Here is a 13,243-nt window from a genome sequence, read left to right as displayed (position 1 = left end):
CCCACACAGATTGTCTGATAAATTGTTAAAGAGCAGTGAGTTAGGCGCTTTCGCTTGCTAACTCGAGGTGGCGTATATTACGCTTTCCTCTTTCAGAGTCAACCCTAATTTTCAGGATTTTTTCTCTTTCTTCCCGGCCGCTGTGTGAAGTGAATCACTTGCGCCGTGTCGATGGAGGCGCATTATAGGGATCCGAGTTTTTTGCACAACCCCTTTTTTGATCTTTTCTTTCTGTTTGCACACTTTTCAGCCCTTCCGTGTGGATCTTGTGCGATCAGGGCCATTTTCAGCAGGATCCGGCGCTGCCGTTGGTTGTAATTCCATCGCCAGGGTCTAGTATTGCCGGTAAATATGATCCCGACGTGAGGCAGCACTATGTCCGATGCAGTACGTTCTTATCTTCAATACACCCCCAAACTCGGTCAGCGTGTCTTGATCGATCCTTCCAGCGTCGTGATCGGCGACGTCGATCTGGCGGATGACGTCAGTATCTGGCCGCTGGTCGCTATCCGCGGTGACGTCAATGCGGTAAAGATCGGCGCGCGCAGCAATATTCAAGACGGCAGCGTACTGCATGTGACTCACCGTTCCGAACACAACCCAGACGGTTATCCCCTGCTGATTGGGGAAGACGTGACCGTGGGCCATAAAGCGATGCTGCACGGCTGCGCCATCGGCAACCGGGTGCTGGTCGGTATGGGCTCTATCCTGTTGGACGGTGTAGTAGTAGAAGACGACGTAATGATTGGCGCCGGCAGTTTGGTGGCGCCGGGCAAACGGCTGGCCAGCGGCTATCTCTATATGGGGAGCCCGGCACGCCAGGTTCGGCCGTTGACCGCCGCCGAGTTGGAAGGATTGCTTTATTCTTCTAACAACTATGTGCGTTGGAAAGATGAATATCTGTCGGAAGACATCTGACGGCCACCCCGTTCCCTATATAGAGAACGGGGTGGGAATTATGCCGCCAGTTCGCTGCGCAGCTGGCGCAATACCGGCTCGATCTCTGGCATCACTCCGTGCCAAAGCAGGAAAGCATGCGCCGCCTGCCCCACCAGCATGCCCAGCCCATCGGCATATTCCGTTGCCCCTTGCTGCTGCGCCCAGGCCAGGAACGGCGTGACGCCCTGCTGATAGAACATGTCATAGCAACGGGTTTGCGCGTTCACCACACCTGCGGGCAACGCCGGGATCTCCCCGCTGATGCCGGACGCCGTCGCGTTGATCACCAGATCGAACGCTTGCTGATTCAGTTGATCCATCGGCGCCGCCGAGATCTCTCCCAGATGCCGGAAAGCGTCGGCCAACTCCTCGGCGCGGCTGAAGGTGCGGTTGGTGATCGTGAGCCGGCAGCCGAAAGACAGCAGCGGCAGAATCACGCCGCGCGCCGCGCCGCCGGCCCCCACCAGCAAGATGCGATCCTGCGGCCGGATCAATTGCTGACGCTGCAGATCGGTCAGCAAACCGATGCCGTCGGTGTTGTCCCCCAGCAGACCGCCATTCGGCAATACCTTCAGGGTATTGACCGCGCCGGCCATCGCTGCACGCTCGCTCAGCTCGGAAGCGGCCTCATAAGCGCGCTCTTTGAAAGGCACCGTGACGTTCGCCCCCAGCCCTCCGGCGTGGATAAACGCCTGCAGGCTGGTTTCAAAACCGTCCAACGGCGCCAACACCGCTCCATAAGGATGCTCAATGCCAGTCTGGGCAGCGAACAGCGCATGAATTCGCGGCGACTTGCTGTGACCAATAGGGTTGCCAAATACCGCAAACTTCTCCATGCCCATTACCTCTAGCCCTGACGGATCTGTTCGCCGGTCAGAGCATCTCTGATTTCGGAAGGATTAAGACGGCCACCCACCTCGCCGGCCAATACCGGGAAAGCCTCGCCGAATTGCCGCGCGACTTCATCCGCACTGCGGCACGGCTCCTGCCCACTGAGATTGGCACTGGTCGACACCAGCGGCTTGCCGTACTGCCGGCACAGTTGCTGCACCAACGGATGATCGCTGACGCGCACCGCCAGCGAGCTGAAACGCCCGGTCAGCAAACGCGGCGTCTCCGGCCGGGCAGGCAACACCCAGGTTACCGGCCCAGGCCAGCTGGCGAACATCGTCACGCGCTGCTGTTCGCTGAGCGCGCTGTCGTCGATATAGGGCTTAAGCTGCGTATAGTCGGCGGCGATCAGAATCAGCCCCTTTTCCCACGGCCGCTGTTTCAATGCCAGCAAAGCATTGACCGCCTGTTCGCTGTCGGGATCGCACCCCAGGCCGAATACCGCTTCGGTGGGATAGGCAATCACCTGCTGTTGATGCAAAGCATCGATGATAGATAAAAGGTTCGGGCTTAATTCTGAGTTCATGATGTGATTATTCTGTAGTCGCCACGGGTTTTCCGCACAGCTTGCTGGCACAGCACAGGACGGGGCCTTTTGCCGTACGTTTTTCCATCAGCAGCGGGTAATGGCAATAGGCGCATTCACCGGCGACGGGTTTAACATTGAGGGCGAATTGGCATTCCGGATAACGATCGCAGGAATGAAAAACCTTGCCGTAGCGCGATTTACGCTGCAACAGCTTGCCCTGACCGCACTGCGGACAGGTAATGGCGGTTTCATCAGGCTTATCGATCACTTCAGTGTGATCGCACTGCGGATAATCGCTGCAACCGATAAACATGCCATAGCGCCCCTGGCGCAGCACCAACGTCGCCTGACACTTCGGGCACTGCTGCCCATCCAGCACCTTGACGACATGCCCGTCGGCCTGCGCTTTCAGCGGCCGAATATATTGGCATTCAGGGTACTGGGAACAGCCGAGGAAGGGGCCGTGGCGACCGCTACGGATCACCAACTCGGCCCCGCATTCCGGACAGGGTTCATTTTGCCTGGCGGCAAAAATCGCGTTTTTTGTCATAACGTCTTCTATGCGCGTTATCGGCTCAATGCAGATAACCTTCGTTCACTTCAAACAACAGTTCTTCCATTTGCTGATAGGCGCTTTCATATCCGGGAATATTAAACAGCACCATCAACACGACCCATTTCAGATCTTCGAGATCGAATTCCGCATTATCCAAAGCCATAACACGGTCGATAACCATTTCACGGGTTTCGAGGTTCAATACCTGAATCTGTTCCAGGAACAGGAGAAAACCACGGCAGCCGGCGTCCAAACGCGCGCTTTCCTCTTCGGTGTAGATCCGCATTGCCAGCGGATCGGCATCCATAAAGTAAGGCGCATTTTGACCTTCTTGCAGGTCAGCCAGCTTCTCAAGCCAATTCAACGCGTTGTAGATATCATCCCGATGAAACCCCGCCTGGGCGAGATCATCGGTCAGTTGATCCTGATCGACGCGCATCTCTGGTTCATTGTGGATATAAGTTTCAAACAAGTACATGAGTACGTCGAACATGGCTTGCCCTCCTTATTCGGACATAGCCGCCGGGTACAGCTGCGATCCACCCTGCTAACTCCAGTTCGAGTAACTTGATTACCACCACTGGCACAGGTTGGCCGGCACGTTCAGCGACGACGTCAACAGGTGTCACCTCATCTCCTACGTTAGCCAACACATCGGCAAATGGCAATTCAACTTCAGCCTGCGACGCACAAATAGTTGTATTTTCGTTCAGTGGCAGCCATTGAAGGCCGCTTCCCAGCAATTCTGCGATATCTTTCGGCCCGGTAACCAGATGCGCGCCCTGCTGAATTAGCCAGTGCGTGCCTTCGCTCATCGGGTTCCCTAACGGCCCCGGCAAGGCGAATACCTCACGCCCCTGCTCCAGCGCATAGCGGGCCGTCACCAGGGTACCGCTGCGCAACGAGGCTTCTATGACCAGAACGCCCTGGCTCAGCCCGCTGATAATACGGTTGCGGCGCGGAAAATGGTCGGCCAGAGGCAAATCGGTGACCAAATGATCCGAAATCACCGCGCCGCCCTGCTCGACAATCTGCTCCGCGAGCCTGCGGTGCCGGCGTGGATAAACATTGGCCAACCCGCTGCCCAATACCGCTACCGTGCAACCGCCGGCCGCCAGCGCTGCGCGATGGCAAATGCCGTCGATGCCGATCGCCAAACCGCTGGTGATGGTGAAACCGCAACGCGCCAATTCCGCGGCGAAATGATTGGCCCAACGCTCGCCGTAGTGGCTGAACTGCCGGCTGCCAACCATGGCGAGCTGCGGACGCAGCAACGCTTGAGGATCGCCCTCGATCAGCAAAAACAGCGGCGCATCGTCGATCTGGGCCAGGCGTTCCGGATAGCCGGCCGCCCCATAGTTCAGCATACGGTGCGCCGGCAGTTCCAGCCAACGCAGGCTGGCCGCCAGATAAGCGGGATCCGCTTGGTTGAACTGCGCCCGCTGCCGCTCGTTCAATCCCAGTTCACGCAACGCGCTACGAGGCTCGCGCCCCATTTGCGATAGCTGCCGCACGATCCGGCTGGCCACGACGGTCTGCAGCCCCGTTACCCCTCGCATCCGTAAAGCGATCTCTTCCGGCCGCATCGTCTGTTCCCTCAGCAAAAACGGTGGTATTACCAATCTGAGCAATTGATGCGCAATGCTGTCAATCAGGCCGGGAAATGTCTAGAATGGAGGTTAAACCTCGTTCATTACTCGGATACAGATCTAAAGATATATGTCAGTCTTGCAGGTATTACATTTCCCAGACGAGCGTCTGCGCAAAATCGCAGCGCCGGTAAAAGAAGTCAATGCAGATATCCAGCGCATCGTGGATGATATGTTTGAAACCATGTACGCAGAGGAAGGCATTGGCCTGGCTGCGACTCAGGTGGATATCCATCAGCGCATTATCGTGATCGACGTCTCCGAGAATCGCGATCAGCGCCTGGTGCTGATCAACCCGGAGCTGCTGGAAAAGAGCGGCGAAACCGGCATCGAGGAAGGCTGTCTTTCCATTCCCGAGCAGCGTGCGTTGGTACCACGTGCCGCGCAGGTGAAGATCCGCGCGCTGGATCGCGAAGGCAAACCTTTCGAACTGGAAGCAGACGATCTGCTGGCGATCTGCATCCAGCACGAGATGGATCACCTGATGGGTAAACTGTTCGTCGATTACCTGTCGCCGCTCAAGCGTCAGCGCATTCGTCAGAAACTGGAAAAAATGGCCAAGCTTCAAGCCCGCGCCTAACCGATCAGGAAATCAACGTGTCTGACTCTTTACGGATTATTTTCGCCGGAACACCAGACTTCGCAGCGCGTCATCTTGACGCGCTGTTGTCATCTGAGCACCAGATTGTCGGCGTTTTTACCCAGCCCGACCGCCCGGCAGGCCGCGGCAACAAGCTGACGCCAAGCCCGGTAAAAGTGCTGGCTGAGCAACACCAACTGCCGGTATTTCAGCCCAAATCGCTGCGCCCCGAAGAGAACCAGCGCCTGGTGGCCGATCTTAACGCCGACGTGATGGTGGTGGTTGCCTACGGGCTGATCCTGCCGCAGGCGGTGCTGGATATGCCGCGTCTCGGTTGCATCAACGTACATGGCTCACTGCTGCCTCGCTGGCGCGGTGCGGCGCCGATCCAGCGCTCGCTCTGGGCCGGCGACAGCGAAACCGGCGTGACCATCATGCAGATGGACGTCGGTCTCGATACCGGCGACATGATGCACAAGATTGCCTGCCCGATTGAGAACAGCGATACCAGCGCCAGTCTCTACGACAAGCTGGCGCAGCTCGGCCCGCAGGGCATGCTGACGACGCTGCGCCAAATGGCCGACGGCAGCGCCACCCGCGAAGTGCAGGACGACGCGCTGGTCACCTACGCCGAGAAGCTGAGCAAAGAAGAAGCTCGCCTGGACTGGACACTTTCCGCCGAACAACTGGAGCGCTGCATCCGCGCCTTCAACCCTTGGCCGATCAGCTACTTCACTATCGACGAGCAACCGGTGAAAGTCTGGCAAGCCAGCGTACTGGCGCAAAGCGCCAATGCGGAGCCGGGCACCGTTGTCCATGCCGACAAGCACGGCATTCAGGTGGCGACCGCCGACGGCATCCTCAATCTGATCCAACTGCAGCCCGCCGGCAAGAAACCGATGTCGGCGCAGGACCTGTTAAATTCACGCCGTGAATGGTTTACCCCGGGTAACCGGCTGTAAGTCACCCCACTGCCCGGCCGTTCATCGCCGGGCCGTTATTTTCTTAATGCCGATCGTTATCAGCTTCAGCCTATGAAAAATAATTACAATCTCCGCAGCATCGCTGCCAAAGCCATCGGCCAGGTGCTGGATCAAGGGCAGTCGCTCAGCACTGTCCTGCCGGCGCTGCAAACCGCCATCAGCGATAAGGACCGCGGGTTGCTGCAGGAACTGTGCTTCGGCACATTGCGCGTGCTGCCGCAGCTCGAATGGTGCATTCAACAATTGATGGCCAAGCCGCTGACCGGCAAACAGCGTACGCTGCACTATCTGCTGATGGTCGGCCTGTATCAGCTGCTGTATACCCGTATCCCGCCGCACGCCGTATTGGCCGAAACCGTGGAAGGCGCGGTGGCGCTGAAACGCCCACAGTTGAAAGGCCTGATTAACGGCGTCTTGCGGCAATTCCAGCGCCAGCAGGAAGAGCTGCTGCAGCGCGCCGCCAACAATGACAGCCGCTATCTGCACCCGAGCTGGTTGCTGAAACGCATTCAACAAGCCTATCCCGCCAACTGGGAACAGATCGTCGACGCCAATAACCAGAAGCCACCAATGTGGCTGCGCGTCAACCGCCTGCATCACACCCGCGAAGCTTATCTGCAGTTGCTGACCGACGCAGGCATCGCCGCGGAGCCTCATTCAGACTATGCCGACGCGGTGCGTTTGCTGGCGCCTTGCGCCGTGACCGATCTGCCTGGGTTCGCCGACGGCTGGGTCACCGTGCAAGATGCCTCAGCCCAGGGCTGTGTCGATCTATTGGATCCGCAAGACGGTGAACAGATCCTCGATTTGTGCGCCGCGCCTGGCGGCAAAACCACGCATATTCTGGAAGCGGCGCCGAAAGCGCACGTCATGGCGGTCGATATCGACGAACAGCGCCTGGCGCGGGTGAAGGAAAACCTGCAGCGCCTGCGTTTGCACGCAGAGGTTAAGCTGGGCGATGGCCGCACCCCGCAGCAATGGTGCGGTGACAAGCAGTTCGACCGGATCCTGCTGGACGCGCCTTGTTCCGCCACCGGCGTGATCCGCCGTCACCCCGACATCAAATGGCTGCGTCGCGATCGCGACATCGCCGAACTCGCCGCGCTGCAGGCCGACATCCTGGAAGCCGTCTGGCCCCATCTGAAATCGGGCGGCGTGATGGTTTACGCCACCTGCTCTATCCTGCCGGATGAAAACAGCAGCCAGATCGCCGCGTTCTTGCAGCGCCACGCCGATGCCAAGCTGGTTGAAACCGGCGATGCGCAGCGGCCGGGGCGGCAGAATATCCCGCATCCCGAGGACGGCGATGGCTTCTTTTACGCTAAGCTGATTAAAATGTAATGCTTCGGGGTGTGCGTGCGCGCCCTAAGTCTTTCAGTGTGAAGCAGAGAACACGATGAAAATAATTATTCTTGGTGCCGGTCAGGTTGGCGGGACGCTGGCGGAAAACCTGGTGGGTGAAAACAACGATATCACCGTCGTCGATACCGATTCCGGCCGGCTGCGTCAGCTGCAGGATAAATTCGATCTGCGGGTGGTTCAGGGGCACGGCTCTCATCCTCGGGTGCTGCGCGAAGCCGGCGCAGAAGACGCCGACATGCTGGTCGCCGTCACCAACTCCGACGAAACCAACATGGTTGCCTGCCAGATCGCCTATTCTCTGTTCAATACCCCCAACCGTATCGCCCGTATCCGCGCGCCGGAATATATCCGCGAGTCGGAGAAACTGTTCCTGCCGGAAGCGGTGCCGATCGACCATCTGATTTCACCGGAGCAGTTGGTCATCGACTATATCTACAAGCTGATTGAATACCCCGGCGCGCTGCAGGTGGTCAACTTCGCCGAAGGCAAGGTCAGCATCGCTGCGGTTAAAGCCTATTACGGCGGCCCGCTGGTCGGCAATGCGCTCTCTTCGATGCGCGAACACATGCCGCATATCGACACCCGCGTCGCCGCTATTTTCCGCCAGGACAGACCAATACGTCCGCAAGGCTCGACCATTATCGAAGCCGGTGATGAAGTCTTCTTCGTCGCCGCATCACAGCACATCCGCGCGGTGATGAGCGAACTGCAGCGGCTGGAAAAACCCTATAAGCGCATCATGATCGTCGGCGGCGGCAACGTCGGCGCCGGCCTGGCCGCCAAGCTGGAAAAAGACTACAACGTCAAACTGATCGAGCGGAACCAGCAACGCGCCGCCGAACTGGCCGAGCAGCTGCACGATACCATCGTGTTCTACGGCGATGCCTCCGACCAGGAGCTGCTGGCCGAAGAGCACGTCGAACAGGTGGATGTCTTCATCGCCATCACCAACGACGATGAGGCCAACATCATGTCCGCCATGCTGGCCAAGCGCATGGGCGCCAAGAAGGTGATGGTCTTGATCCAGCGCCGCGCCTATGTCGATCTGGTGCAGGGCAGCGTGATCGATATCGCCATTTCGCCGCAGCAGGCGACCATCTCCGCCCTGTTGGGGCACGTGCGCAAAGCGGATATCGTCAGCGTCTCGTCGCTGCGCCGCGGCGTGGCGGAAGCGATCGAAGCGATTGCCCACGGCGATGAAAGCACGTCCAAAGTGGTCGGCCGCATCGTCGAAGACATCAAGCTGCCACCGGGTACCACCATCGGCGCGATCGTACGTGGCGACGACGTGATCATCGCCAACGGCAACAGCAAAATCGAACAGGGCGATCACGTCATCATGTTTATTACCGACAAGAAATTCGTGCCGGACGTTGAACGCCTGTTCCAACCGAGCCCGTTCTTCTTGTAGAACGAATTTATTAGGCGATGGTCTATAATCGCGTAGTTGTTCTCTGCCTTGGGGGGAGATAAAACTTCTCTCCTTTTGTGGCAAAGGGAAATTGCTTTGTTAAACTTGAGTTATTAATTCTGCAAGGGGTGCGTTCTATGAGTATGTTGAAAGAGTTTCGCGAATTTGCCATGCGTGGCAACGTGGTCGATCTGGCCGTCGGTGTGATTATCGGTGCCGCATTCGGCAAGATTGTTTCGTCCTTCGTGGCCGATATCATCATGCCACCACTGGGGTTACTGATCGGCGGCGTCGACTTTAAACAATTCCATCTGGTATTACGTGAAGCTCAGGGCGCCGTACCGGCGGTGGTAATGAACTACGGTTCATTCATTCAAACCGTATTCGACTTCGTGATTGTCGCCTTCGCCATCTTCCTGGCAATTAAATTGATGAACAAAATGCGCCGCAAGCAGGAAGAAGCGCCGGCAGCGCCGCCAGCACCTACCGCAGAGGAGAAACTGCTGACGGAAATCCGTGACCTGCTGAGCCAGCAACAGCAGCCAAAACTGTAAAACAGCGTTTGGTTATGCCAATAAAAAGCCACCTGACGAAGGTGGCTTTTTTAATGCCTTAAAACCAGAAGGCCAGTGGTAAATTATCGCTTGATAGTTTACCACTGGCCTCCCAGTTACCGCCTTTGTTGTGTTTTTCTTTACGCCGATAGCTGCCTTTGCCTTTCACATTCTTTTCTACTCGTTGACGGAATAGCGGATCATGCAGCAGCGCCTCAATGGCGTTATCTTGAATCTGACCTTTAGTGTGACGATATTTCGTCATGATAATGCTCCTGTAAAAGGTGTGGTGATAAAACGGGGCGATAATACTGCCGGCGGTATAAAAATTAAAGTGCCGTCAGCAACCTTTTTTGCCTTTTTCATCGCTGGCGCCCTGTTCCAAGGCTTCCAGAATAGAACAATAATTGCTGGTATGGGCAGTGCCGCAGCAGGCATCACTCAACCGCTTCAGCGATTCGCGCATGCGAGTCAGCTCCGCCAACTTACTTTCCACTTCGCTCAGGCGCGCATCGACGATCGACTTCGACTCCTGGCAGGTATGATGTTCAGGATCGACGCGGATCGACAGCAGCTCAGCGATCGTTTCCAGAGTAAATCCCAGCTGCTTGGCATAGCGAATGAAGCGCAGCCGCTGCAGATCCTGCTCGGTGTAGAGCCGATAACCACCTTCGGTGCGGACATTGTGATCCATCATGCCCTGCTTTTCATAGTAACGCACGGTATCCGGCGTCACTTCGGCAAGCTTGGCCAACTGACCTATCTTGAACATTACTTCTCCTCCCGGGTGAATTTGCCGTCCAATGCACGCTGATATTCACCATGCAAGAAATCCGTACTCATCCCAGCCTGACGCAACCGGTGCTCCAGCAGCGCCATGCGTTTGCTGAGTTCGACATAGTCCTGATGCTCACTGTTAATCCCTTGCAGCAAACGAGCAACGGTCAACGCCTCTTTGCGATCTTCCAGCTCCGGCGGCAGGTAACCGGCATTTTTCAGCAAACGGTAACCGGCGCGCAGTTCAGCCGGCACCGCGCTGTCATCTTCCAGCGCCAACGGTTGGCCCTGGCCGGGCAGATTGTCGAACTCGCCTTTATCCTGGGCATCAAGGATATGGCGTTCCGCCCATTGATCGAGCAGCCCCATGAAAGACAGCCTCGGTTAGCCTAATGATTAAGCCTTAGCATAGCGGATAGGGGCGGGGATCTTAAGCGCAGCGGGGGAATTACGCACATTTGGCTGGGTTTGGACGTAAAAAAACCGGGCAAGCCCGGTTTTTTTACGCGTCTACAGATTACTCTGCAGTTGCTACTTCTGCTTGAGACTCAGCACGATCAACCAGCTCGATGTATGCCATCGGCGCGTTGTCGCCTGCGCGGAAGCCACACTTCAGAATGCGAGTGTAACCACCGGCACGGCTCGCGAAACGCGGGCCCAGCTCGTTAAACAGTTTTGCCACGATCTCGTTATCACGAGTACGGGCGAATGCCAGACGACGATTAGCTACGCTGTCGGTCTTGGCAAGAGTAATCAGCGGCTCAACAACGCGACGCAGCTCTTTTGCTTTTGGCAGGGTCGTCTTGATGATCTCATGACGAACCAAAGAGCCGGCCATGTTACGGAACATAGCCTGGCGATGGCTGCTGTTACGGTTCAGTTGACGACCACTCTTACGATGGCGCATGACCTTATCCTTCTCAGTAAAACCTTAACCTGTGATCCGGTTACTCGTCAGCAATGCTTGCCGGCGGCCAGTTTTCCAGGCGCATGCCCAGAGACAGACCACGTGAGGCCAGCACGTCTTTAATCTCGGTAAGAGATTTTTTACCCAGGTTTGGCGTTTTCAGCAACTCAACCTCGGTACGCTGTACCAGATCACCGATGTAGTGGATAGCTTCTGCCTTGAGGCAGTTAGCAGAGCGGACAGTCAATTCCAGATCGTCAACAGGGCGCAGCAAGATCGGATCGAATTCCGGTTTCTCTTCTTTAACTTCCGGCTGACGTACATCACGCAGGTCAACGAAAGCTTCAAGTTGTTCAGCCAGAATGGTGGCCGCACGGCGGATCGCCTCTTCAGGATCGATCGTGCCATTGGTCTCCATCTCGATGACCAGCTTATCCAAGTCAGTACGCTGTTCTACACGCGCAGCTTCAACATTGTAGGCGATACGCTCTACAGGGCTGTAGCAGGCGTCAACCAACAGACGACCGATTGGGCGCTCATCTTCTTCCGAATGAATTCGGGCAGAAGCCGGCACATAACCGCGACCGCGCTGAACTTTGATACGCATGCTGATAGCCGCGTTCTCATCAGTCAGGTGGCAGATCACGTGCTGAGGCTTGACGATTTCGACATCACCATCATGGGTGATGTCGGCAGCGGTCACAGGGCCAATGCCAGATTTATTCAGGGTAAGAATAACTTCGTCTTTGCCTTGAACTCTCACCGCCAGCCCTTTCAGGTTGAGCAGGATCTCCAGGATATCTTCCTGTACGCCTTCTTTGGTGCTGTACTCATGCAGTACACCATCAATCTCAACCTCGGTCACCGCGCAACCCGGCATAGATGAAAGCAGAATACGGCGCAGTGCGTTGCCAAGAGTATGGCCAAAGCCACGCTCTAAAGGCTCAAGGGTCACCTTGGCGTGCGTCGAACTGACTTGCTCGATATCTACCAGGCGCGGTTTTAGAAACTCTGTCACAGAACCCTGCATTGTGTCCTCTCTTTGGTACTAAGCTTTACTTGGAGTAAAGCTCGACGATCAGGTGTTCGTTAATGTCCGCAGACAGATCGGTACGTTCAGGCATACGCTTGAACACGCCTTCCATCTTAGCAGCATCAACTTCCAGCCAAGTCGGCTTTTCACGCTGCTCAGCCAGCTCCAGAGAAGCTTTAACACGAGACTGCTTTTTAGCTTTCTCGCGGATGCTGACTACGTCATTCGGAGATACCTGATAAGAAGCGATGTTAACAACGCGACCGTTTACCATAACTGCTTTGTGGCTAACCAGCTGACGTGACTCTGCACGAGTAGCGCCGAAGCCCATACGGTAAACAACGTTGTCCAGACGACCTTCCAGCAGCTGCAACAGGTTTTCACCGGTGTTGCCCTTCAGGCGGGTTGCTTCTTTGTAATAGTTACGGAATTGACGCTCCAGAATGCCGTACATACGGCGAACTTTCTGCTTCTCACGCAACTGAACACCGTAATCAGACAGACGCGGTTTACGCGCACCGTGCTGACCAGGTGCTTGTTCAATTTTACACTTGGAATCGATCGCGCGAACGCCAGACTTAAGGAACAGGTCTGTGCCCTCACGACGGCTCAGCTTGAGCTTAGGACCCAAATATCTTGCCATTTTCTTTCTCCAACAATCCTAAAAGCTGCGTTACACGCGGCGCTTTTTCGGCGGACGACAACCGTTATGAGGGATCGGAGTCACATCAGTAATGTTAGTGATGCGGAAACCAGCCGCGTTCAGAGCGCGGATAGTAGACTCACGACCAGGACCAGGTCCTTTAACCATAACTTCCAGGTTCTTGATACCGTATTCTTTTACTGCGTCAGCACAACGTTCTGCTGCAACCTGTGCTGCGAACGGAGTGGACTTACGAGAACCACGGAAACCGGAACCACCGGCTGTTGCCCAACCCAAAGCATTACCCTGACGATCAGTGATGGTAACGATGGTGTTGTTGAAAGAAGCATGGATATGAGCCACGCCGTCAGAGACTTGCTTTCTTACACGCTTACGTGTACGAACAGGTGCCTTTGCCATTATTCAATA

The 13,243-nt window shown here is 56.3% G+C and carries 18 protein-coding genes; 6 read left to right on the top strand and 12 right to left on the bottom strand.

Features of this window, described 5'->3' with window-relative positions; translation table 11 throughout:
* The first annotated feature begins 375 nt into the window (after nt 1–375).
* Nucleotides 376–918 carry a gamma carbonic anhydrase family protein gene (locus tag ABTW55_RS14280; protein WP_004929699.1) on the top strand — a complete coding sequence of 181 codons (543 nt, stop codon included), beginning with the start codon at nt 376–378 and terminating at the stop codon, nt 916–918.
* A 38-nt stretch (nt 919–956) separates the two neighbouring features.
* Here the strand turns inward: ABTW55_RS14280 and aroE are convergent, their stop codons facing one another.
* Genes aroE through dprA form a run of 5 tightly spaced genes read right to left on the bottom strand, consistent with a single transcriptional unit; the run spans nt 957 to nt 4,501 of the window.
* Nucleotides 957–1,775: a shikimate dehydrogenase gene (gene aroE / locus ABTW55_RS14275; protein ID WP_033655293.1), complete on the bottom strand. Its 819-nt coding sequence runs from the start codon at nt 1,773–1,775 to the stop codon at nt 957–959.
* A gap of 11 nt (nt 1,776–1,786) precedes the next feature.
* On the bottom strand, nt 1,787–2,356 hold the full coding sequence (gene tsaC, locus ABTW55_RS14270; protein WP_049196717.1) for an L-threonylcarbamoyladenylate synthase type 1 TsaC: 570 nt from the start codon (nt 2,354–2,356) through the stop codon (nt 1,787–1,789).
* 7 nt (nt 2,357–2,363) lie between these two features.
* On the bottom strand, nt 2,364–2,909 hold the full coding sequence (locus ABTW55_RS14265) for a type I DNA topoisomerase (protein WP_004929705.1): 546 nt from the start codon (nt 2,907–2,909) through the stop codon (nt 2,364–2,366).
* A 25-nt stretch (nt 2,910–2,934) separates the two neighbouring features.
* The gene (smg, locus tag ABTW55_RS14260) at nt 2,935–3,408 is read right to left on the bottom strand and encodes a DUF494 family protein Smg (protein WP_033650013.1); all 474 of its coding nucleotides are present in this window, start codon (nt 3,406–3,408) and stop codon (nt 2,935–2,937) included.
* Nucleotides 3,380–4,501 carry a DNA-protecting protein DprA gene (dprA, locus tag ABTW55_RS14255; RefSeq protein WP_033636243.1) on the bottom strand — a complete coding sequence of 374 codons (1,122 nt, stop codon included), beginning with the start codon at nt 4,499–4,501 and terminating at the stop codon, nt 3,380–3,382. The genes smg and dprA overlap by 29 nt, the downstream gene beginning before the upstream one ends.
* Before the next feature lie 133 nt (nt 4,502–4,634).
* On the opposite strand from dprA, the gene def reads away from it, so the two are divergent.
* The 5 genes from def to mscL all read left to right on the top strand — a co-directional run bounded on the left by def (nt 4,635) and on the right by mscL (nt 9,454).
* The gene (gene def / locus ABTW55_RS14250; protein WP_033636244.1) at nt 4,635–5,144 is read left to right on the top strand and encodes a peptide deformylase; all 510 of its coding nucleotides are present in this window, start codon (nt 4,635–4,637) and stop codon (nt 5,142–5,144) included.
* A gap of 17 nt (nt 5,145–5,161) precedes the next feature.
* Nucleotides 5,162–6,106, top strand: coding sequence for a methionyl-tRNA formyltransferase (fmt, locus tag ABTW55_RS14245; RefSeq protein WP_041036932.1), 945 nt, complete (start codon nt 5,162–5,164; stop codon nt 6,104–6,106).
* Nucleotides 6,107–6,178: 72 nt separating this feature from the next.
* Nucleotides 6,179–7,468, top strand: a complete 1,290-nt coding sequence (gene rsmB, locus ABTW55_RS14240) for a 16S rRNA (cytosine(967)-C(5))-methyltransferase RsmB (RefSeq protein WP_033650015.1) — start codon at nt 6,179–6,181, stop codon at nt 7,466–7,468.
* 55 nt (nt 7,469–7,523) lie between these two features.
* The gene (gene trkA, locus ABTW55_RS14235; RefSeq protein WP_033636248.1) at nt 7,524–8,900 is read left to right on the top strand and encodes a Trk system potassium transporter TrkA; all 1,377 of its coding nucleotides are present in this window, start codon (nt 7,524–7,526) and stop codon (nt 8,898–8,900) included.
* A gap of 137 nt (nt 8,901–9,037) precedes the next feature.
* Nucleotides 9,038–9,454, top strand: coding sequence for a large-conductance mechanosensitive channel protein MscL (gene mscL, locus ABTW55_RS14230; protein WP_025304493.1), 417 nt, complete (start codon nt 9,038–9,040; stop codon nt 9,452–9,454).
* Between the two features lie 58 nt (nt 9,455–9,512).
* Here mscL and ABTW55_RS14225 read toward each other — a convergent pair whose 3' ends face one another.
* The 7 genes from ABTW55_RS14225 to rpsK all read right to left on the bottom strand — a co-directional run bounded on the left by ABTW55_RS14225 (nt 9,513) and on the right by rpsK (nt 13,234).
* The gene (locus ABTW55_RS14225; RefSeq protein WP_033639242.1) at nt 9,513–9,719 is read right to left on the bottom strand and encodes an alternative ribosome-rescue factor A; all 207 of its coding nucleotides are present in this window, start codon (nt 9,717–9,719) and stop codon (nt 9,513–9,515) included.
* A 75-nt stretch (nt 9,720–9,794) separates the two neighbouring features.
* Nucleotides 9,795–10,226 (bottom strand): Zn(2+)-responsive transcriptional regulator, encoded by a 432-nt coding sequence (zntR, locus tag ABTW55_RS14220; RefSeq protein WP_033636251.1) that lies wholly within the window; start codon nt 10,224–10,226, stop codon nt 9,795–9,797.
* A complete protein-coding gene (locus ABTW55_RS14215) occupies nt 10,226–10,600 on the bottom strand; it encodes a DUF1992 domain-containing protein (RefSeq protein WP_033636252.1) in 375 nt (124 codons plus the stop codon). Before ABTW55_RS14215 ends, zntR begins: the two co-directional genes overlap by 1 nt.
* A 148-nt stretch (nt 10,601–10,748) precedes the next feature.
* Complete coding sequence (gene rplQ, locus ABTW55_RS14210) at nt 10,749–11,138, bottom strand: 50S ribosomal protein L17 (RefSeq protein ID WP_004929726.1); 390 nt, start codon at nt 11,136–11,138, stop codon at nt 10,749–10,751.
* 40 nt (nt 11,139–11,178) lie between these two features.
* Nucleotides 11,179–12,168 carry a DNA-directed RNA polymerase subunit alpha gene (locus ABTW55_RS14205; RefSeq protein ID WP_002919219.1) on the bottom strand — a complete coding sequence of 330 codons (990 nt, stop codon included), beginning with the start codon at nt 12,166–12,168 and terminating at the stop codon, nt 11,179–11,181.
* A 25-nt stretch (nt 12,169–12,193) separates the two neighbouring features.
* Complete coding sequence (rpsD, locus tag ABTW55_RS14200; protein ID WP_004929729.1) at nt 12,194–12,814, bottom strand: 30S ribosomal protein S4; 621 nt, start codon at nt 12,812–12,814, stop codon at nt 12,194–12,196.
* 30 nt (nt 12,815–12,844) lie between these two features.
* Nucleotides 12,845–13,234, bottom strand: coding sequence for a 30S ribosomal protein S11 (gene rpsK / locus ABTW55_RS14195; protein ID WP_004929731.1), 390 nt, complete (start codon nt 13,232–13,234; stop codon nt 12,845–12,847).
* Nucleotides 13,235–13,243: the final 9 nt, after the last annotated feature.

The sequence above is a fragment of the Serratia sp. SM04 genome, assembly GCF_040280225.1.
GTDB lineage: Bacteria > Pseudomonadota > Gammaproteobacteria > Enterobacterales > Enterobacteriaceae > Serratia > Serratia sarumanii.
This window is presented reverse-complemented; position numbering and strand designations above follow the sequence as displayed.

Excerpts from the sequence above, each read along its gene's own strand:
- ABTW55_RS14280 (WP_004929699.1), top strand. The coding sequence starts at position 376 with ATGTCCGATGCAGTACGTTCTTATCTTCAATACACCCCCAAACTCGGT.
- aroE (WP_033655293.1), bottom strand. The coding sequence starts at position 1,775 with ATGGAGAAGTTTGCGGTATTTGGCAACCCTATTGGTCACAGCAAGTCG.
- tsaC (WP_049196717.1), bottom strand. The coding sequence starts at position 2,356 with ATGAACTCAGAATTAAGCCCGAACCTTTTATCTATCATCGATGCTTTG.
- ABTW55_RS14265 (WP_004929705.1), bottom strand. The coding sequence starts at position 2,909 with ATGACAAAAAACGCGATTTTTGCCGCCAGGCAAAATGAACCCTGTCCG.
- smg (WP_033650013.1), bottom strand. The coding sequence starts at position 3,408 with ATGTTCGACGTACTCATGTACTTGTTTGAAACTTATATCCACAATGAA.
- dprA (WP_033636243.1), bottom strand. The coding sequence starts at position 4,501 with ATGCGGCCGGAAGAGATCGCTTTACGGATGCGAGGGGTAACGGGGCTG.
- def (WP_033636244.1), top strand. The coding sequence starts at position 4,635 with ATGTCAGTCTTGCAGGTATTACATTTCCCAGACGAGCGTCTGCGCAAA.
- rsmB (WP_033650015.1), top strand. The coding sequence starts at position 6,179 with ATGAAAAATAATTACAATCTCCGCAGCATCGCTGCCAAAGCCATCGGC.
- trkA (WP_033636248.1), top strand. The coding sequence starts at position 7,524 with ATGAAAATAATTATTCTTGGTGCCGGTCAGGTTGGCGGGACGCTGGCG.
- mscL (WP_025304493.1), top strand. The coding sequence starts at position 9,038 with ATGAGTATGTTGAAAGAGTTTCGCGAATTTGCCATGCGTGGCAACGTG.
- ABTW55_RS14225 (WP_033639242.1), bottom strand. The coding sequence starts at position 9,719 with ATGACGAAATATCGTCACACTAAAGGTCAGATTCAAGATAACGCCATT.
- zntR (WP_033636251.1), bottom strand. The coding sequence starts at position 10,226 with ATGTTCAAGATAGGTCAGTTGGCCAAGCTTGCCGAAGTGACGCCGGAT.
- ABTW55_RS14215 (WP_033636252.1), bottom strand. The coding sequence starts at position 10,600 with ATGGGGCTGCTCGATCAATGGGCGGAACGCCATATCCTTGATGCCCAG.
- rplQ (WP_004929726.1), bottom strand. The coding sequence starts at position 11,138 with ATGCGCCATCGTAAGAGTGGTCGTCAACTGAACCGTAACAGCAGCCAT.
- ABTW55_RS14205 (WP_002919219.1), bottom strand. The coding sequence starts at position 12,168 with ATGCAGGGTTCTGTGACAGAGTTTCTAAAACCGCGCCTGGTAGATATC.
- rpsD (WP_004929729.1), bottom strand. The coding sequence starts at position 12,814 with ATGGCAAGATATTTGGGTCCTAAGCTCAAGCTGAGCCGTCGTGAGGGC.
- rpsK (WP_004929731.1), bottom strand. The coding sequence starts at position 13,234 with ATGGCAAAGGCACCTGTTCGTACACGTAAGCGTGTAAGAAAGCAAGTC.